This is a genomic window from Armatimonadota bacterium, assembly GCA_031432545.1.
Taxonomy (GTDB): Bacteria; Sysuimicrobiota; Sysuimicrobiia; order Sysuimicrobiales; family Sysuimicrobiaceae; genus Caldifonticola; species Caldifonticola tengchongensis.
The window spans coordinates 700,159-719,710 of record JAVKGX010000001.1 but is presented as its reverse complement, the minus strand read 5'-3'; the positions used below and the strand labels follow the sequence as shown (position 1 = coordinate 719,710).

Genomic DNA, 19,552 nt, shown 5'->3' with positions numbered 1-19,552 from the left:
TCAACCGCCCACCGCCGCGTAGCGGCGCACACCCGCACCGTAGGCGGCCCGCAGCGCGACCACGCCGATCCCGATCCAGGCCAGCTGGGCGGCGAACCCCACCGCGGCCTCCTCCGGTCGCAGGCGGCCGAGGAGGAGTTCGACGGGAAACGCCATCACCCAGCGGAAGGGCAGCCACTCCGCGATTGCGCGCAGCGGCCCCGGAAGCAGGGACAACGGCGCGAAGAATCCCGCGAGCAGGGCGAAGACGTACCAGTATAGGTTGTTCACCGCCGAGATCCGCGTCGTCCAGAATGCGGCCATGGCCAGCGTCCACTCCAGCGCAAAGCGCAGCGCGAACGCCAGCACCAGCGCCGGCACGAACGCCGCCACGGCCCACGGCACGAACGCGACCGACGGACGGAACAGCCACACCAGCAGCGCCACGACGGGGCTGAGCACCACCAGCGTGAGCAGCTTGTAGGCCACGTTGTCGGCCAGATCCGAGACGACGGGGTGGATCGGGCGCAGCAGCACCGTCGAGAAGTCACCGTGCCGGATCCGGTAGTCGTACTCCCACATGATCCACGTGAAGGTCAGGTGGTCGACGACCATCACCGCGAGAAAGTAGGCGGCAAACTCTGCCGGCCCGAAGCCCCCGACGGTCTCCCCGCGGGAACGCGCGACCGCCGACCACACGCCCAGCGCGATCACCGGTTGCAGTACGAGATCGAGCAACCAGATCACCAGCACCGCCCGGTACTGCAGCTGCGCGGCCACCGTCGTGCGGAAGTAGCCGCCGAAGACGCGCAACAGCTGCCTCACGCCGGCACCGAGAAGACCTGCTCGATCACTTCCTCAATAGGCGGATCCTCGACGCTGAGGTCGCTGACCGGGAGATCGGCCAGCAGCCGCGCAATCACACGGGGCGTGTCGGCCTTGGCGACCCGCAGCGTCACGCGGCCTTCCTCGCGCGACAGGATCTCCCCATACTCGCGCAGATCGGGCGACACCCCGTCGGCGAGAGCCACCGTCAGCACCTTCGTGGGAGCGAAGCGCTCGACGAGCGAGGAGAGGTCTCCGTCGAACAGCAACCGTCCGTGGTGAATGACGATCACCCGGCGGCACAGCGCTTCCACGTCGGCCATGTAGTGGCTGGTCAGCAGCACCGTCGCGCCGTGGCGGCGGTTGTACTCGCCCACGAACTGGCGGATGCGCCGCTGCATCACCACGTCGAGGCCGAGGGTGGGTTCGTCCAGGAACAGCACGCGGGGGCGGTGCAGCAGCGCGGCCGCGATCTCGACCTTCATCCGCTCGCCCAAAGAGAGGTTGCGCACCGGCTTGCGCAGCAGGCCTTCGAGGTCGAGCAGTTCGGTCAGCTCGCGCACCGTTCGGCGGTAGTCGGCGTCGGGAATGTCGTAGATCGCGCGGTTCAGCTCGAACGAGTCCGCCGCGGGGATGTCCCAGTTCAGCTGGTTGCGGCTGCCCATGACGAGCGTGATCCACCGCAAGAACTGGCGCTCGCGACGCCACGGCACGTGCCCCAGGACGCGTGCTTCCCCCGCGGTCGGGTGCAGCAGACCCGACAGCATCTTGAGGGTGGTCGTCTTGCCGGCGCCGTTGGGGCCTAGGAACCCCACGATCTCCCCCGCGGCCACCTCGAAGGAGATGGACCGGACAGCCTCCACGGCCCGCCACCGCCGCCGCACCAGGCTGCGGATGGCCGCTGCGAGGCCGGCCTCGCGCTCGGGAACCGTGTAGGTCTTGGACAGCCTGCGGACTTCGATGTCCACCATCTCAGGACGCCTCGCGCAACGGCTGTCCTGGCCGCGCGGGGTCAGGTCCCCTCTTCCCAGGACTCCAGGTAGCGGCGCTGGTCGGGGGTGAGGTCGTCGATCCGGATGCCCATCGCCTCGAGCTTGAGGGAGGCGACCCGCCGGTCGATCTCCTCCGGCACCGGATACACCCGCCGCTCCAGGTTGCGGCCTTCTTGCGCCAGCCACTCCACGCACAGTGCCTGGTTGGCGAACGACATGTCCATCACCGCCGCCGGGTGGCCCTCGGCCGCCGCGAGGTTCAGCAACCGTCCTTCGGCCAGCAGGTACAGGCGGCGGCCGTCGGGCAACGTGAACTCCTCGACGTGCTCGCGTACCGCCCGCCGGGAGCGGCTGATGGCCTCCAGCGCGGGGATGTCGATCTCGACGTTGAAGTGGCCGGCGTTGGCCAACACCGCCCCGTCCCGCATCAGCTCGAAGTGTTCTCTGCGCAGGACATCACGGTTGCCGGTCACCGTGACGAAGATCTCGCCGACGCGCGCGGCCTCGGACATCGGCATCACCGGGAATCCCTCCATCACGGCCTCCAGCGCCGCGAGGGGGCTTATTTCCGTGACGATCACGTGCGCCCCCATCCCCCGCGCGCGGGACGCCACCCCGCGCCCGCACGACCCGTAGCCGCAGACCACCAGACGCCGCCCCGCCAGCAGCAGGTTCGTCGCCCGCAGCAGCCCGTCGATCGTAGACTGCCCGGTCCCGTAGCGGTTGTCGAACCAGTGCTTGGTCTTCGCGTCGTTGACCGCCACGATCGGGTAGCGCAGCACGCCGTCCCGCGCCATCGCCCGCAGGCGGACCACGCCGGTCGTCGTCTCCTCCGTCCCGCCCACCACACCCTCCAGCAAATCCGTGCGCCGGGCGTGCAGCGTGCTCACTAGGTCGGCGCCGTCGTCCATCGTGACGTGTGGCCGGATCTCCAGAGCCCGCTGGATGTGGTCGTAGTAAGTGTCCCGATCCTCCCCCCGGACGGCGAAGACGGGAATCCCGTAGTGCCCCACCAGCGCCGCCGCCACGTCGTCCTGCGTGGACAGCGGGTTGCTGGCGCACAGCGCCACCTCCGCCCCGCCGGCGGCCAGCGTCCGCATCAGGTTGGCCGTCTCCGTCGTGACGTGCAGGCAGGCTGCGATCCGCAGCCCGCGCAGCGGCGCCTCGCGCTCGAAACGCTGCCGGATCGTGCGGAGCACCCTCATCTCGTGGTCCGCCCACTCGATGCGCTGCCGGCCGCGGGGTGCCAGACCGAGATCCTTGACGTCGTGGTGCACTTAACCCTCCCTGGTCAAAGGTGGCGGGGTGGTGGTCCTGGCCGCCCGCCGCCTTCCACCATACAACAGAAGGTATCGCAGGCGGCGCGGACGGAGGATCTCACCGGGGCGGTGGCGGGGGATACTTTCGGGACGATCGCGACCGGTGCTCGCCCCCGGGCGCCGGACGCGCTACTCGATGAAGTCCTTCAGCCGCTTGCTGCGGGAGGGGTGGCGCAGCTTGCGCAACGCCTTCGCCTCGATCTGACGGATGCGCTCGCGCGTGACGCCGAACTCCCGACCGACCTCCTCCAGCGTGCGCGGACGGCCGTCGTCCAGCCCGAAGCGCAGCCGCAGCACGTTGCGCTCGCGCGCGGTCAGCGTGTCCAAGACGCCCTCCAGCTGCTCTTTGAGCATCGTGAACGACGCCGCTTCGGCGGGCGCCAGCGCGTCGGCGTCCTCGATGAAGTCGCCGAGGTGGCTGTCTTCCTCCTCGCCGATCGGCGTCTCCAGCGAGATCGGCTCCTGCGCAATCTTCATGATCTCCCGGACCCGCTCGGTGGGCAGCTTCATCTCCTCCCCGATCTCTTCCGGCGTGGGCTCCCGCCCTTTCTGCTGCAGGAGCTGACGGGCGATCCGCGTGAGTTTGTTGATGGTCTCCACCATGTGTACGGGGACGCGGATCGTCCGCGCCTGATCCGCGAGCGCGCGCGTGATCGCCTGGCGGATCCACCACGTGGCGTAGGTGCTGAACTTGAAGCCCTTGCGCCAGTCGAACTTCTCCACCGCCCGTATCAGCCCCAGGTTGCCCTCCTGGATCAAGTCGAGAAACAGCATTCCCCTGCCGACGTACTTCTTGGCGATCGCGACCACCAGGCGCAGGTTGGCTTCGATGAGCTTGCGCTTGGCCTCCTCGTCGCCGCGCTCCATGCGCTTGGCGAGTTCCACCTCCTGCGCCGCGGTGAGCAGCGGGACGCGGCCGATCTCCTTGAGGTACATCCGGACCGGGTCGTCGATGGAGACGCCTTCGAGCGGCTCGATCTCCGCGGCCTTGGCCTGCTCCTCGTCCTCGTCGTCCTCCTTGTCCTTCACCGCGATGTCCATCTCCTGGAGGACGTTGAAGACGCGCTCCGACTCCTCGGTGTTGTTCTCCACGGCCGGGATCGCCTTGACGATCTCGTCATAGAGCAGATGGCCCTTCTTGCGGCCGAGCTCGATGAGCTCCCGCAACTCCGGCGACAGGTCGTCGCTCAGCGGCCTGACGTCCACGACGGCTTTCTTCCGACTCGCCATGGGGTACGATTCCCTTCCCGAAGACCGCCCTTCAGCCGGTCCTCGCCGTGCTCTCGGTTGGCGCGGCACTAAGCCGCTGCAGCTCCTGCTGGATCTCACGCACGCGGTCCGAGTCTCCGCGGCGCTGGGCCTCCTCAATTGCGGCAACGAGCGCGGCTCGCCGTTCCTTCCGCTGCTCGGCGCGGATGCGCGCGATGCAGCCCTCGACGTCCAGAACCGCCGGACGCTCTCCGAAGATCAGCCGGTTCAGCACCTCCCGCGCCGGCTCGGGCAGATCCCTGCGGATCCGATGGATTTCGGTATCGGTCCCCGAAAGCCTGCTGAAGATCTCCCGGTGGATCGGGTCGCTGAAATCCGCCTCGCCCAACGCCCCGACCAGGCGCAACCGCGCCTGCTCATCCTCTAACATCAGCGTCAGGATGTGCCGCTCTGCAACCGCCCGCGCGTTTCCCCGTTCTGCCCACGCCCGCACGGGATCCGGTGTGCGCTCCGGCCCCGCCGGAGCCCGCCGAAGGGCGCGCAGACGCGCCCGGACGGCCTCCTCCGGCACGGCGAGCCGCTGCGTCAGCTGGGCGATGTGCTCGGACCGGGCGACGTCGTGGCGTACGCTGGCGATCAGAGGCAGGACTTCGTCGATGATGCGTACCTTTCCTTCCGTGGTGTCAGACCGATGGCGCGCCATCGCCTGCTGCAGGGCGAACGGGAACAACGGCAGCGCCCCATCCAGGGCACGGCGGAACGCATCGCGGCCCCGGGCTCGCAGGAACGCGTCGGGATCCAGCCCGTCGGGCAGGAGGACGGCTCGGACTTCGACCCCGGCGTCCTCGAACAGGGGCAAGGCACGTTCCGCGGCCCTGCGGCCTGCCTCGTCGGAGTCGTAGACCAGGATCACCAGCGACGTGAACCGGCGCAACAGGGCCGCCTGGTCAGCCGTGAGCGCGGTGCCCAGCGTGGCGACGGCCTCTGTGACGCCGTGCTGGTGGCAGGAGATCGCGTCCATGTAACCTTCGACGACGACCGCGCGCCCCTGGGACCGGATCGCCTCGCGGGCCCAGCCGAGCCCGTACAACGTCCTTCCTTTGTGGAAGACGGGGCTGTCGCGCGAGTTCAGGTATTTGGGTTGATCGTCGGGCCGCAGAACCCGACCCCCGAAGGCCACGACGCGGTCTTGGAGATCGAGGATTGGGAAGATCAGGCGGTGGCGGAACGCGTCGTAGTGACCCTCTCCGCCCGGCCGCGGGTGGACCAGCCCGACTCTCTCCAGCGTGGCGGCGGTGTGTCCTCCCGCGACGAGGTGCCGCAGCAGGTGGTCCCAGGCATCAGGCGCGTACCCCAGGCGGAAGCGCTCGCGCGTTGCCCCGTCCACGCCCCGCGATTCGAGGTAACTGCGGGCCTCGCGACCGGTCTCGGGATGTGCCAGGTTGCCCTCGAAGAAGCGCGCTGCGCCGTCCAGCGCCCGATACAGCGTCTCCCACTCGCTGCGGCGGCGGCTGTCGTCCCCAGCGGCCTCGATCGCCACGCCGGCGCGACGCGCGAGTTCACGGGCCGCCTCGGTGAACGAGACGTTCTGGATGCGCATCACGAAGTCATAGACATCGCCCCCGGCGTGGCAGCCAAAGCAATAGAACAGGCCGCGCTCGCGGTCGACCGTGAAGCTGGGGGTCTTCTCGCTGTGGAATGGGCACAAGCCCACGTAACGCCTGCCGCGCTTTCGCAGCGTCACGTGGGCGGAGGCCAGCTCGACGATGTCCGTCCGGCTGCGGATCTGCTCGCGGATCGCGTCGGTCACCACGTCGGTTCCACCCGTCTTTCGGGGCCGGAGGTCTCGCGCCGCGTGTCGGGGCGGACAAAAGGCAAGGTATTAGGGCCCTCGGCTGCGGCCGCGGGCCCTACCTGCTGATCCCCCTTTGCCTGTCCCAAACGGGATAACGAATGGCCATTCGGGTACCATCCGGAGAATCCCTGCGTCGCCTCACCCTCAGCGGAACAGGGGCGCGAACACCAAGGCGACGACCGTCATCAACTTGATCAGGATGTTGAGCGACGGGCCGGCGGTGTCCTTGTACGGGTCGCCGACGGTGTCGCCGATGACGGCGGCCTTGTGCGCGTCGGAACTCTTGCCTCCTAGGTGTCCTTCCTCGATGTGCTTTTTGGCATTGTCCCACGCGCCGCCGGCATTCGCCAGGTACAGCGCCAGCGGCACGCCCGTGACGATGGCGCCCGCCAGCAACCCGCCCAGCGATTCCTTGCCGAGCGTGAAGCCCACCAGCAGAGGGATGGCGACGGCGCTGAGGCCGGGGGCGATCATCTCGCGCAGCGCTCCGGAGGTGGCGATCCCCACACACCGCGCATAGTCGGGCCTCGCGCTGCCCTCCATGATCCCCGGGATCTCCCGGAACTGCCGCCGCACCTCGGCCACCATGACCTCGGCCGTGCGGCCGACCGCGCGCATCGCCAGGGCGGCGAACAAGAACGGCACGATCCCGCCGATGAACAGCCCGGCGATGACGTCAGGATCCATGATGTTGATCGCCTCCAGCGCCACCGCCTGGCGGTAGAAGAAGAACAGCGCCAGTGCGGTCAGAGCCGCCGACCCGATCGCAAACCCCTTGGCGATCGCCGCGGTGGTGTTGCCGGCGGCATCCAGCTGGTCGGCGACCCGGCGCACCTCCGACCCCAGCCCGGCCATCTCCGCGATGCCGGCGGAGTTGTCGGCGATCGGACCGTAGGCGTCCACCGATACCGTCATGCCGGTGATCGACAGCATGCCGATGGCGGCCAGCGCGATCCCGAAGAAGTCGGCCAGACGAAACGCGAAGATCGTGGCCAGCGCGATCACGACAAGCGGGACCACCGTGCTCAGCATTCCCTGCGCGGTCCCGGCGATGATCACGGTCGCGGGGCCGGTGCGCGCCGACTCCGCCAGGCGTTGGACCTCGCGTCCGGACGTGTAGTACTCGGCGACGAGCCCGATGACGACCCCGGCCGCAAGTCCCAAGACGACGGCCCAGAACGCCCCGATCTGTCCGAACAGGGTCTGCACGACGACCCACGAGCCGGCGGCCATGAACAGGGCCGAGGCGAACGTCCCCGCACGCAGCGCCGCCTGCGGGTGCCGGCCACGTCCGGCGCGGACGAAGAACGTTCCCAGCAACGACGCGACGATGCCCACGGCGGCCAGGCTCAAGGCCAGCAGCACACCCCGCTCCCCGTGCTGCGCCAGACCGATGGCCAGGCCGGCGATGACCGATCCGACGTAGGATTCGAACAGGTCGGCCCCCATGCCCGCCACATCACCGACGTTGTCGCCCACCGCGTCGGCGATCACCGCAGGGTTGCGGGGGTCGTCCTCGGGGATCCCCGCCTCCACCTTGCCGACCAGGTCGGCGCCGACATCCGCACCCTTTGTGTAGATCCCGCCTCCGACGCGCGCGAACAAGGCCACCGAAGACGCCCCCAATGAGAAACCGATGACCTCGTTGGGGTCGCGCAGCCACAGATAGAGCAGACCCACGCCCAGCAGGCCCAACCCGACGACGGTCATGCCCATCACCGCGCCGCCCGGGAACGCCACCGCCATCGCGCGGTCCACCCCGTCCCGCGCCGCGCTGGCCGTCCGGGCGTTGGCCCGCGTGGCGATCTGCATCCCGAAGTAGCCAGCGAGGATCGAGCATCCGGCGCCGAACAGGAACGCGACCGCCGTCTGCCAGGTGATCTGCGGCACCAGGCCCGGCGCGGCGAGGATGACGAACAGGACCAGCACGAAGACCGCGATCGCCCGGTACTCGCGCGCCAGAAATGCCATGGCACCTTCTTGGATCGCACCCATCAACGCGCGCATCTGATCGGTGCCGGGATCCCGCCGGGAAACCGACACCGCCAGATACCCCGCGTACACCAACCCGATCGCGCCCGCCACCGGTGCCCAAACCATCGTGTCCAGACCCATCACCTCCGTTTCGTGGTCGGCGGTCCGTGGTCGCACGGACACACGTGCCGGCCGTTTGCCGAGCGCAGGCCGCACACCACGGCGCTCACAGTTGCCAGCTTCTCGGCAGAAACAGGGTCTCTCCCATCCGGACAGCGTACCGGTCCGTCATCCCGGCGAGGAAGTCGCAGACGACGCGCGGGATCGCCTCGCCGTGCTTGATCCACCGCCGGTATTCCGGCGAGATCTCCTCGGGGTGCGCCACCAGGTAATCGAACAGCATGCGCACCAGGCGCTGCGCGCGCGGCTCTTCGCTTTTGGCCTGCGGATTCAGATACACCCGCTCGAACAGGAACTCCTTGAGTGCATTGAGGGCTTCCCGCACGGGGTCGCTCATTTGGATCTGGGGGGCGTCCTCGCTGCAGGCGACCACGTCCCGGACCAGCGTGTCCACCCAGCGCCCACGGGTGGCTCCCAGCACGTCGCGCACGCCGCGCGGGATCTCGTCTTCGTCCACCAACCCGCCGCGTATGGCGTCGTCCATGTCGTGGTGCACGTAGGCGATGCGGTCGGCCACCCGCGCGACCTGACCTTCCAGCGTCTGCGGCAGCCCCTCGTCGTCCGGCCCGATGTCGGCCCGACCCTTGCTGTGGCTGCCAATGCCGTCGCGGACTTCCCAGGTCAGATTCAGCCCCCACTCCACCGTCCCGTCCGAACGCCGGTGCGGTTCCAGCAGCTGAACCACGCGCAGGCTCTGCTCGTAGTGCCGGAATCCGCCGTACGGGGCCATCGCCGCGTCCAGGGCCGCCTCGCCGGCGTGGCCGAACGGGGGGTGTCCCAGGTCGTGCGCGAGCACGATCGCTTCGGTCAGATCCTCGTTGAGCCTGAGAGCCCGCGCGATTGTCCGCGCGATCTGGCTGATCTCCAGCGTGTGCGTCAGCCGCGTGCGGTAGTGATCTCCCTCCGGCGACAGGAAGACCTGCGTCTTGTGCTTCAGACGCCGGAACGCCTTGCTGTGGATCACGCGGTCCCGGTCGCGCTGGAAGCAGGTACGCAGGTCGTCTTCGGGCTCTGGCCGCTCGCGGCCGCGCGACCGCGAAGCCAGCGCGGCCCGGGGCGAGAGGGCGCGCGCCTCCCACTCCTCCGTACGCTGTCGAATCCGCCGCAGGTCCGCCACGTTCACTGTGTTCCCCCCGCCGCGCCCGCTTCCCTCGTGGCCCCCGTACCGGGGACGACGAGCCGGCCGAAGTCGGCCACCAGGCGGAAGCTGCGTACGACTTCTGCCAGCAGCGCATGGCGGGCGGCGCGCACCTCGGGATCCGGATCGTTGATCAGCACCGCATCGAACAGCGCCGCTACGGGCTGGCAAAAGCGCGCCAGCTCGGCCAGCGCCTCGTCGTGTCGGCCTTCCGCAACGAGGGCCTGCACCGCGGGTGCGACGGTCTGGATCGTCTCGCGCAGCGCCCGCTCCGCCGGGTGCTCGGCCCGCAGCGGACCTCCCGGCCGGGGGGACTCGGGGCCCAGGATGCGGCTGGATCGGTCGAACGCCTCGTACGCGCGCGGGAAGGCGGGACTGGTGCGAAACCGTTCCAGCGCCGCGGCGCGTGAGGCGACCTCGACCGGGTCGTCGTTCCCCGCGACCCCGTCGGCCAGCACGGCTTCAACGGTGTCGTGCGGGTACCCGCGCTCGCGCAGCCAGCCGACCAGCCGGTCCCGCACGAAGTCTTCGACTGCGGCGGCGGATCGCTCCCCCTCCGGGTAGCCCGACAGCGCCCGGCGGAGCAACTCGTAGATCGAGAGTCGCAGGCGCCAGCGCTCCAGGATGTCCAGCAGCCCGGACGCCGCACGGCGCAACCCGTGGGGATCGGCGGAGCCGCTGGGTGCGTGGCCGGCGCTCAACAACCCCGCCAGAGTGTCGGCCCGGTCGGCCAGGCCGAGCAGCGCCGCCAACAGGTCCTGGGGCAGTTTGTCGTCGGCTCCGCGCGGACGATAGTGTTCGGCGATCGCCCTCGCCACCGGCTCCGGCTCGCCGTCCAGCCGTGCGTAGATCCCTCCGACGATGCCCTGCAGCTCCGGGAACTCCGCGACGACGTGCGTGCCGAGATCCGCCTTGCACAGGTGCGCCGCGCGCAGCAGGTGTCGTCGGCTCTCGGTGTCGAGGCCGACGCGGTCGGCCAGCCAGCCCGCCAGCGCGACCACGCGCTCGGTCTTCTGGAGCATCGAGCCCAGGTCCCGGTGGAACACGACCTCGGCGAGCCTGCCCAGGCGGTCTTCAAGCCGCTGCCTGCGGTCCTCGTCGTAGAAGAACCGGGCGTCGGTCAGCCGCGCCCCCAACACCCACTCGTTCCCCTCGCGCACTGTATCGATCGCGAATTCGTCGCCGTCGCGCACCGCGACGAAGTACGCCAGAAGGCCGCCGTCGCTGCCCCGCACGGGAAAGTACCGCTGGTGGTGTCGCATCACCGTCACGAGGATCTCCGGCGGCAGGGACAGATGCGACGGGTCGAAGCGTCCCAGAAACGCGGTCGGGTACTCCACCAGGAATGTCACTTCCTCCAACAAGGAGGCGGTTACCTCGGCCTGCCCGCCCACCTGCGCCGCGAGGGATACCGCTTGGCGACGGATGCGCTCGGCGCGACGGTCCGCGTCACCGATGACGAAGTGGCGCTCCAAGGTGGCTTCGTACGCATCGGCGCGCTCCAGTACGTGGGGACCGGGACTGAGCGTGCGGTGTCCCCGCGTGCTCCTGCCGCTGTACACCCCGGCGACCTCGAACGGCACTACCTCGTCGTCCAGCAGCACCGCGATCCAGCGGATCGGCCGCCCAAAGCGCAGGTCAAGCGCACCCCAGCGCATCGTCTTCGGGAAGGCCAGACGGGTGACGACTGCGGGGAGCCGATCCGCCAGGACCTCCGCCGCCGGCCTACCCGGTATCCGGACGCGCGCGAAGACGTACTCTCCTCCCTCGCCGCGCCGGCGCTCGAGCATCTCCACCGCGACCCCCACGGAGCGGGCGAAGCCCTCGGCCGCTCGCGTCGGCTTCCCGTCCTCTCCGTATGCCGCTCTGGCCGCCGGGCCCCGCACCTCGCGCTCGGTTTCGGCCTGCCGGGCGGGGATCCCGGCCGCGAGCACGGCCAGCCGCCGCGGCGTGGCCCACGTCCGCAGCGAGGCCGCCGGCAACTGCTCGGCCGCCAACAGATCCGCGATCGCTTCCTGCAGCTGACGGGAAGCAGGACTCACGAAGCGCGCTGGCATCTCTTCGGTTCCGATTTCGAACAGCAGGTCGGGCACGGGACGACCTCGGTGCTCAGTGCTCCTTGCCAAGCAGCGGGAATCCGAGTTCTTCGCGGCTTTTCAGGTACTGTTCGGCCACCCGGCGTGCCAGCCTTCGGTTGCGCGCCAGCAGGGCGGCGCGCTCGTTCACCCCGACCGCGCCGCGCGCATCCAGGAGGTTGAAGACGTGTGAGCACTTCAGCACGTAGTCGTAGGCCGGCAGCACCAGCCCCGTCTCCAGCGCCGTCTGCGCCTCCTGCTCGTAGGTCTCGAACAGCGTCCGCAGCCGCGAGACGTCGGCGACCTCGAATCCGTACCGAGAGAACTCGACCTCCTCCTGGCGGCGCACCTCGCCGTAGGTGACGCCGGGCGCCCACTCCAGGTCGTAGACGCTGGCGCGGCGCTGCAGATACATGCACAGCCGTTCCAGGCCGTACGTGATCTCGGCGGCCACGGGGCGGCAGTCCAGCCCGCCGCACTGCTGGAAGTAGGTGAACTGCGTGATCTCCATGCCGTCCAGCCAGACCTCCCACCCCAGGCCCCACGCACCGAGGCTCGCGTCCTCCCAGTCGTCTTCCACGAAGCGCACGTCGTGCGCGCGCAGATCGATCCCCAACGCCTCCAGGCTGCGCAGGTAGATCTCCTGCACGTCGTCGGGCGAGGGCTTGAGGATCACCTGGTATTGGTAGTAGTGGCCCAGCCGGTTGGGATTCTCACCGTACCTCGCGTCGGCCGGTCGCCGCGAGTACTGGACGTAGGCGGTGTTCCACGGCTCCGGGCCCAACACGCGCAGAAACGTAGCCGGGTGCTTCGTGCCCGCGCCGACTTCCACGTCGTACGGCTGCTGCAGTACGCAACCGTGCTCCGACCAGTAGTGGTCGAGGGCGAGGATCATCTGTTGGAACAGCATCGCGCCTCCTGCCCACCGTGGCTCTCCAAGACAAAAACCCCGTCCCGCTCAGGGACGGGGGCACCGCGGTTCCACCCTGCTTCCGGACGGGCGCACGCGTGGCACGCGCCCCGACCGGCTCTCTGGTGCCCTATACCGGGAGCACCCGTGCGACCCTACCGGCCTGCTCTGCCCTCGGACCGCCCGCTCCGGTGCGCCACGCCGCGTTCTGCCTGCCCGGTTGCACCGCCCCCGGGCTCGCTGGTCGGCCGACCGCGACGCCTCACCTTCCTCGCGCTCCTCGAAAGGATAGCACAACCCCGCCACGCCGCAAGCGCGGCCGCCGTCCCCTAACCGATCCCCAACGGCTCTTCTTCGCGTGCGCGGCCGCCGCGCGGAGCGGAGGTGAGCACCGAAGCGACCGCGAACGCCACCAGCCCGGCCGCGGCCCACGCGACCGGCAGCTCGATCGTCTTGTCCTCCGTCCGGATGCGCAGGACACCGCTGCCATCCGGCCGCACCACACCGCGCAGTGCGTCGATTGCCTCAGACACCATGGCCAGCGCGCGCTTCGCCCGCTCCAGGTCCACTTCCATACCCACACCTCCGCGTGCGTCCTTCTCGAATAGCATAGCAGGAGGTCCGTAGCGGCCAGAAAGCGCTGCCGGCGGTGCGCTATCCGATGTCGCCTCCCAGCGTGTGGAGCACGCGCAGGGTGCGCAGCGGACCCTCGATGCGGCTTTCGGCGTAGACGGCCACCGCGCGGGCGACCTCGCGGCGAGCGCGCCGCGAAAGGCGCAGACGGCCGATGTCCTGTACGTGCGACCGAACCAGAAAGCCGATCGCGCCCGCTGCCTCGCCGCCGATTTCCAAGGCTTGCGGGTCCTCGCGCGCGCACCGGCCGCACACCAGCCCGCCCAGACGCGCGCTCCACCTCGGCGTCGGCTGGCGGCCGCACACCGCGCACCGGTCCGTCACCGGAAGGTAGCCGAGCGCGGCGAACAGATGCAGGGCGTACCAGACGGTTGCGATCGCCGGATCGCCGGAGGCGATCGCCGACTGCGCCGCCAGCAGGATGCCGAACACCTCCGGGTGCGGCTCGTGCTCGGCCAGCAGCCGGTCGGTGAGTTCGGCAGCCAGCGACGCGTACGCCATGCGCTCAAGGTCGTCGCGCAGCGGCACGAAGCCCTCCACGACCTCCACCTGGGCCACGACGTCCAGTGCCCGGCCCCGGGCCAGCAAAAAGCGCCCGTGCGTGAACGGTTCCAGGCGCCCGCTCAGCGGACTGGCCGTGCGGCGGACGCCTCTGGCCCGGGCCGAGATCTTGCCCCACTCGCGGGTGAGCAGGGTCAGCACTCGGTCGGCCTCACCCAGGTTTCGCCGGCGCAGGACCACCCCTTCGGCCTTGTAGACGGGCATCCGCTAACCGCCGAGCAACGGCCGGAAGAACCACACCGCCACGGAGAAGTACACCAGGACGTTGATCACGTCCATCGTCGAGGTGATAAAGGGGCCGGCGGCCACCGCCGGGTCCTTGCGCAACACCGTAAGCACCAGCGGCGCCAACGACCCCAGCACGGAGGCCGCCGACATGGAGACCAGGAGGGTCGTCCCCAGCGTCAGGCCCAGCCGCAGGTCGCCCTGCCAGACCAGCCCGATGGCCAACCCGACCGCGCCGCTGGCCAGACCTGCCGTCACGCCGACGACCCATTCGCGCAGCACGAACTGGCGATAGGAGCGGCGGTCCACCTCCCCCGTCGCGATCGCCCGCACCGCCATCGCCGCCGACTGCACGCCCATGTTGCCCGCTTGGTCGTTGAGCATCGGGATGAAGTACGCGAGCGCGATCACGGCTTGCAACGCGTGTTCGAAGCCGCCGATGATCCGCGCGCCGACGGCCTCCAAGCCGAGCAGCACCAGCAGCCACGGCAGCCTCTTGGAGGCTCGGATGGCTGGCGAGTCCACCGCCTCGACCTCCTCGACGAGGCCGGCCAGGCGGTAGGCGTCCTCCGACGCTTCCTCGCTGACCACGTCCATCACGTCGTCCACGGTCACCACGCCGACCACGCGGCCCTGGCGGTCCACCACCGGGAGGGCCAGCAAGGCGTACTTCTCGAAGGTCCGTGCCACGGTCTCCTGATCGTCGTCCGCGCGGACCGCGATGACGTCCCGCCGGGCGATCGCCGACAGCGGTACGTCGGGGTCGGCCAGGATCAGGTCGCGCAGGGACACCACGCCGCGCAGCCGGCGATCGGCATCGACCGTGTAGACGTAGTAGATGGTCTCGGCATCGGGTGCGCTGGCGCGGAGGCGTTCGAGGGCCCGGGCGACGGTCATGTCCTCCCGCAGCGTGACGACCTCGCTGGCCATGAGGGCACCGGCGGTTCCCTCGGGCCACGCCAGCAGCGGCGCCACGCGGGCCTGTTCGGCGGCGTCCATGTCGCGCAGCAGTTCTGCGGCCCGCGCAAGCGGCAGTTCCCGCAGCACGTCGGCCATGTCATCAGAGGACATCTCCTCCAGCACGCCGGCGGCCAGGTCGGGCCGCAGGCGCTCGAGAACCGACCGCTGGCGCTCGGGCGGCAGGTGCTCGAAGACCACACCCGCCCGATCGCCCAGCGCAGCCAGCACGCGCAGGACGTCCTCGTCGCGCAGTCCCTCGGTGGCCTCCGCGACGTCCGCGGGGTGCGCCGACGCCAGCGCCCGGGCCAGCGCCTCGGCGCCGTCGCCGAGGATGCGGCGGAATTCGATCCGCGAGCGCTCGGTCACCACAGCCCTCCGTGGAACGCGAACGTCGCGAGGAGGAGGTAGATCGTGAGGGTGGTGTTGTCGGTCAGGGTCGTCGTGAGCGGCCCCGAAGCGACCGCCGGATCGAGCCCCAGGCGGTTGAGGGCGAACGGCACGAACATCCCCAGGGGAGCGGCGACCACCAGTGCCAGCCACATCGCCCCCCCAACGACCACTCCCAGGCGCAGGTCCTGTTGCCAGACAGCCGCAAAGCCGCCGACCAACACACCGCACGCCAGACCGACCAACGCGCCGGTCCACCCCTCGCGCCGCGCCTGGCGCCACCGGTCGGGGCCGAACCGACCGGTGGCCAGCCCCCGGACCGCCAACGCCAGCGACTGCGTGCCGACGTTGCCCGCCGTGGCGGCCAGCATCGGCAAGAAGAACGCTACGGCCACCATGGCCTCAAGGACCTCGGTGAACCGGCTGATCAAAGTGGCGGCGATGAGGTTGAGCAGCAGGTTGAAGACCAAGAACAGCGTACGCCGGGCCACGGCGCTCCACGGAAAGGCGTACGTCCGCATGTCCGCGCGTGCTGGGGCACCGACGAGGGCGAGCACGTCCTCGGTGCCTTCCTCTCCCACGACGCGCAGCAGGTCGTCGGCGGTGACGATGCCCAGCAGCCGGCCCGCGCGATCGCAGACGGGCAGTGCCAGCAGGTCGTACTTCTCGAGAATCCGCGCGGCCTCTTCCTGGTCGGTGTCGGGGGAGACGGTGACCGGATCGGTGCGCATGATCTCGCGAACCGGCGCGTCCACGGGTGCGGTGACCAGGTCCCGCAGCGAGACGACGCCCCGCAGGACGCCTTCGCGGTCGGTGACGTAGACGTAGTACGGGAGTTCGATGTCCCGACCGATGCGGCGCAGCTCCGCGATCGCATCTTCGACGCGCAGGTGATCGGCGACCGAGACGAACTCGGTCGTCATCAATCCGCCGGCGGTGTCCTCGGGGTAGCACAGCAGGCCGGAGAACTCCTCGGCCTCCTCGCGGCCCATGCGGGCCAGCAGCCTGCGCGCCCGCTCCGCCGGCAACTCACCCAGCACGTCTGCGGCCTCGTCGGCCTCCATCTCGAGGATCAGGTGAGAGGCCTGCTCGTCGCTGAGCCGGTCCAGCAGCTCGACGCGGACGTCGTCAGGCAGCTCCTCCAGGACGTCTGCGGCCTTGTCGGGTTCGAGGAGCAACAAGAGGAACAGGCGCTCGGGCTGCTCTAGATCGGTGAACAGGTCGGCTAGGTCGGCCGGGTGGAGTTGGGCCACGAGCGCCCGCAGCTCCGGGAGCCGGCGCTCGGCCAGATAGCCCTTGGCGCGTTCGAGGCGGGCGGAATCCATGGGCTACCGCCTGAGTCCTGTCCTGCCGAAGAGGTCGTCATCTCGATGCGCACCCCGTGCCTGCATAGGATAGTCGCTCGCAGGGAAGTGGACAAGCGGAAGGTCGGTCGGCTCGCTGTGGCGAAGGCGTCCGGGTCGATGCGTCAGTTGATCCCCGTCGCCCGCGACGAACCGCTCGACGCTCTCTACTTGGACCTCCAGCTGGGGGAGGGCGGGCAGCGTCCGTACCTGTACGTGAACATGGTGAGCAGCGCCGATGGGGCGGCCACGATCGGCGGGCGGTCGCGGGGTCTGGGCGGGGAAGCCGACCGGATCGCTTTCCGTCGCCTGCGCGAGACCGCCGACGCCATCCTGGTCGGGGCCGGCACGGCACGGGACGAAGACTACAGGCCTCCCCGCCTGTCCGCCGAAGGGCAGCAGAGGCGGCGCGCGCGCGGACAGGCTCTCGCCCCACGCCTGGTCGTCGTGACCGGCCGCGTGAGCCTCGATCCTGCGGCGCGGATGTTTTCCGATCCCGAAAACCGCCCGCTGATCGTGACAACCGAGCGATCCGGTCCGCGGGCCCGGGCGATGCTGCAGGCCGCCGCCGACATCCTCACGGCGGGGGCGCACGAGGTGGACTTCGATGCCGCGCTGCGTCGCCTGCGCGAGATGGGCATCCGCCGGCTGCTGTGCGAGGGAGGACCGACGCTCAACGCGGCGCTGATCTCGCGCGGGCTGGTGGACGAACTGTTCCTGACGATCGCGCCGATCGTCGTCGGTCGGTCCCCGCACCGCATCGTCACCGGCGACCTCCCCGGCCCGCGCCGGCTGGCGTTGCGTGAACTCCGCGAACACAGAGGCGAACTGCTCACCCGGTATGCGTTCGAACCCAGTGAGTCTGAGCCCTAGTCCTCTTCCGCCGGCGGCGCTCGGACCGTCTTCGCGACGTCCCGACTCATTCCACATCTCCGCGTGCCCATCTCGGTGTCGCACCTTCCCGCACGCTGCGCGTTGGAGAACGATCCCACTCACGGCGGTCGGCCCCGGAGGACCGGTGCGGGGCGCCGGCGAAGGCACGGCAAGCAGGACCGCCGCGGGCTCGAAGCGCACGGGTCGGGAACGCCCGCGGGACAGGAGAAAGCGATGCCGCAGGCTGCGGGCACCGAGCAGATCGATCTCGTCGTTCCCAGTCGAGCGGAGTACATGGCGGCCGTACGCCTCGTGACGGCTGCGGTCGCCGCCCGACTGCCCTTCACGGTGGAAGACGTCGAGGACCTGCGCCTGGCGGTCGCCGAGGCCTGTACCGCCGGTGTCCTGGCCGGCGCCGATCCGGGTACGTTTCACGGTCTGCCCAGATCGGCTGGAGATCCGGGTCGCGTACGCCGGCTCCGCCCTGTCCTCGCCCGACCATCCCGAACTGGGGCTGGTGCTCATGCGTGTGCTGATGGACGAGGTTCGTACCCTCGCAGAAGGCTCGGAGCAGGTGACGCTGCTACCCAAGCGGATCGGGGGCTAGGACGCAGACGGCGTGGATGTGCGCGGGCAGTCGCCTCAGGAAGACCTCATTCTGGCATATCACCGGACACGCGACCCGAAACTCCGTGAGCAGGTGGCCCTGGCACATGCGCGCCTGGCCATCTACTTCGCTGTGAAGTTCACCCACCGCGGCGAGGCCCTCGAGGATCTCGTCCAGGTCGCCCACGCCAGAACCCCGATCGCCTCTCCCCCGGCGCACAGGGGGACGCCGAGGGCCCGGCGCACCTCCAGGTCGCGCAGCGCCGCCGCGACATCCACGAGCTCTGCGGGCGGGGCAGCATCGTCCGCCGAGAGCACCAGCGGCGCGTCGCCGTCCAGCAGCCGCGCCACGACCGGATCGCCTCCGGGGACCACCGCGCCGTCTGAGACCAGCGCGCGCAGACGCTCCACCTTCTCCGCGTCGGCATGGTACAGCGCTCCGAGGCGCAGCCGGCCCTCCTCGAAGGTGGCGATTGCGCACCACTCCCCGAACACCTCGGTGCAACGTTGCGCGACGCGGTGCAGCAGAGGATCGAGTTCGCGCTGGCGGGAGAATTCCACCATGATCTCGGTCAGAAAGCGGGCGTGCCGTTCTCTTCGGCTGCGCTCCTCTATTTCCCGCTCCAGCTGTCTGCGGTAGGTGCGGTACCGTGCACCCCTGAGTGCGATCACCCCGGCGCTGAGCAGAAAGAGGGTGGCGGAACCCAGCGAGGCCGGCACGTTCCAGAAGAACGGCCCGTATGGCGCCAGGATGAACAGGTCAGCCAGCACGGTGCTCGCCAGCGCGGCGATCGCGCCCCTGAGTATCCCGTGCAGATACGAGGCGACCAGCACACCGGGCATGTACAGGAACAGGTAGGCGGCGTGCGGATAGCGCGGACGGACCAGCAACGCCGCCCTGGACGCGCTGGCCGAGGTCGAAGACCGCGTCCTGTGCGAACAGTTGCAGGCTCTGCTCGGCCGCATGCCGGCGCGCGAGCGGGCAGTCGTCGAGGCTTGCTGCAGCAGCGGCGAAGCGCCGCGCCGCCTGGCTCGCACTCTGGGCATCAGCCTCTCGCACGTCTACCGACTGCACAAACAGGCCATCGCCCGCATTCGCCGCAGGCTGTCGGCCTGAGCGGCCGCAGACCTTGCCGGCGCTACCCGCTGCGGCGCTGCGGTAGTAGACTCCTGACGGGTCGGGGGAGGGCTAGGTACGTGGAGACGATCCTCCAAGCCGGCGGCCTCCGGCTCCCGGCGCGGGTGGGAGCGGTGGCAAACACGGCGGCTGGCTTGCGGCTGTCCGGCCGCGTCAGGATGCTGCACCCTTTCGGCCCGACGCGCTTCTTCCGCCACGGATGGCAGTCGTGGAGCCTGTGCGGATGGATGCCCCTCGACCGCCCTCCGGCGCCGGGCGACGCACTGCGGCCGCAGACCGACGACCCCGTGTGTGCGGGCGCTGCGGCGTGGACCGGCAGCGGTGTGGGCGCCCTCGAGGTCGGTGACCGCCGCATCCTGCTGCTGGGCGC

Annotated in this window: 17 protein-coding genes; 3 read left to right on the top strand and 14 right to left on the bottom strand. The window is 69.9% G+C overall.

Annotated elements, in window-relative coordinates; genetic code table 11:
* The 13 genes from QN163_03580 to mgtE (QN163_03520) all read right to left on the bottom strand — a co-directional run bounded on the left by QN163_03580 (position 1) and on the right by mgtE (QN163_03520) (position 16,547).
* A complete protein-coding gene (locus QN163_03580) occupies positions 1-804 on the bottom strand; it encodes an ABC-2 family transporter protein (protein ID MDR5683092.1) in 804 nt (267 codons plus the stop codon).
* Entirely contained in the window at positions 801-1,775 is a 975-nt protein-coding gene (locus QN163_03575; GenBank protein ID MDR5683091.1) for an ATP-binding cassette domain-containing protein, read from the bottom strand. Before QN163_03575 ends, QN163_03580 begins: the two co-directional genes overlap by 4 nt.
* Positions 1,776-1,816: 41 nt before the next feature.
* Complete coding sequence (gene ahcY / locus QN163_03570; GenBank protein MDR5683090.1) at positions 1,817-3,073, bottom strand: adenosylhomocysteinase; 1,257 nt, start codon at positions 3,071-3,073, stop codon at positions 1,817-1,819.
* 171 nt (positions 3,074-3,244) lie between these two features.
* Positions 3,245-4,345 carry an RNA polymerase sigma factor RpoD gene (gene rpoD, locus QN163_03565; protein MDR5683089.1) on the bottom strand — a complete coding sequence of 367 codons (1,101 nt, stop codon included), beginning with the start codon at positions 4,343-4,345 and terminating at the stop codon, positions 3,245-3,247.
* Between the two features lie 31 nt (positions 4,346-4,376).
* Complete coding sequence (gene dnaG, locus QN163_03560) at positions 4,377-6,134, bottom strand: DNA primase (protein ID MDR5683088.1); 1,758 nt, start codon at positions 6,132-6,134, stop codon at positions 4,377-4,379.
* A 189-nt stretch (positions 6,135-6,323) separates the two neighbouring features.
* A complete protein-coding gene (locus QN163_03555) occupies positions 6,324-8,288 on the bottom strand; it encodes a sodium-translocating pyrophosphatase (protein MDR5683087.1) in 1,965 nt (654 codons plus the stop codon).
* Between the two features lie 91 nt (positions 8,289-8,379).
* Positions 8,380-9,450, bottom strand: coding sequence for a deoxyguanosinetriphosphate triphosphohydrolase (locus tag QN163_03550; GenBank protein ID MDR5683086.1), 1,071 nt, complete (start codon positions 9,448-9,450; stop codon positions 8,380-8,382).
* A gap of 2 nt (positions 9,451-9,452) precedes the next feature.
* Positions 9,453-11,564: a glycine--tRNA ligase subunit beta gene (gene glyS / locus QN163_03545; protein MDR5683085.1), complete on the bottom strand. Its 2,112-nt coding sequence runs from the start codon at positions 11,562-11,564 to the stop codon at positions 9,453-9,455.
* A gap of 16 nt (positions 11,565-11,580) precedes the next feature.
* On the bottom strand, positions 11,581-12,456 hold the full coding sequence (gene glyQ / locus QN163_03540) for a glycine--tRNA ligase subunit alpha (protein ID MDR5683084.1): 876 nt from the start codon (positions 12,454-12,456) through the stop codon (positions 11,581-11,583).
* A gap of 329 nt (positions 12,457-12,785) precedes the next feature.
* Entirely contained in the window at positions 12,786-13,031 is a 246-nt protein-coding gene (locus tag QN163_03535; GenBank protein MDR5683083.1) for a hypothetical protein, read from the bottom strand.
* Positions 13,032-13,110: 79 nt separating this feature from the next.
* Complete coding sequence (gene recO / locus QN163_03530) at positions 13,111-13,854, bottom strand: DNA repair protein RecO (GenBank protein MDR5683082.1); 744 nt, start codon at positions 13,852-13,854, stop codon at positions 13,111-13,113.
* A gap of 3 nt (positions 13,855-13,857) precedes the next feature.
* On the bottom strand, positions 13,858-15,201 hold the full coding sequence (gene mgtE / locus QN163_03525; protein ID MDR5683081.1) for a magnesium transporter: 1,344 nt from the start codon (positions 15,199-15,201) through the stop codon (positions 13,858-13,860).
* A complete protein-coding gene (gene mgtE, locus QN163_03520) occupies positions 15,198-16,547 on the bottom strand; it encodes a magnesium transporter (GenBank protein MDR5683080.1) in 1,350 nt (449 codons plus the stop codon). Before mgtE (QN163_03520) ends, mgtE (QN163_03525) begins: the two co-directional genes overlap by 4 nt.
* Positions 16,548-16,634: 87 nt before the next feature.
* Between mgtE (QN163_03520) and QN163_03515 the strand changes: the two genes are divergently transcribed.
* Both QN163_03515 and QN163_03510 read left to right on the top strand, forming a co-directional pair.
* Positions 16,635-17,438 carry a dihydrofolate reductase family protein gene (locus QN163_03515; protein MDR5683079.1) on the top strand — a complete coding sequence of 268 codons (804 nt, stop codon included), beginning with the start codon at positions 16,635-16,637 and terminating at the stop codon, positions 17,436-17,438.
* Positions 17,439-17,838: 400 nt separating this feature from the next.
* The gene (locus QN163_03510; protein MDR5683078.1) at positions 17,839-18,045 is read left to right on the top strand and encodes a hypothetical protein; all 207 of its coding nucleotides are present in this window, start codon (positions 17,839-17,841) and stop codon (positions 18,043-18,045) included.
* A 122-nt stretch (positions 18,046-18,167) separates the two neighbouring features.
* Here QN163_03510 and QN163_03505 read toward each other — a convergent pair whose 3' ends face one another.
* Positions 18,168-18,935 carry a DUF4118 domain-containing protein gene (locus QN163_03505; GenBank protein MDR5683077.1) on the bottom strand — a complete coding sequence of 256 codons (768 nt, stop codon included), beginning with the start codon at positions 18,933-18,935 and terminating at the stop codon, positions 18,168-18,170.
* A gap of 73 nt (positions 18,936-19,008) precedes the next feature.
* Between QN163_03505 and QN163_03500 the strand changes: the two genes are divergently transcribed.
* A complete protein-coding gene (locus tag QN163_03500) occupies positions 19,009-19,161 on the top strand; it encodes a sigma factor-like helix-turn-helix DNA-binding protein (protein MDR5683076.1) in 153 nt (50 codons plus the stop codon).
* The last annotated feature ends 391 nt before the right edge of the window (positions 19,162-19,552 follow it).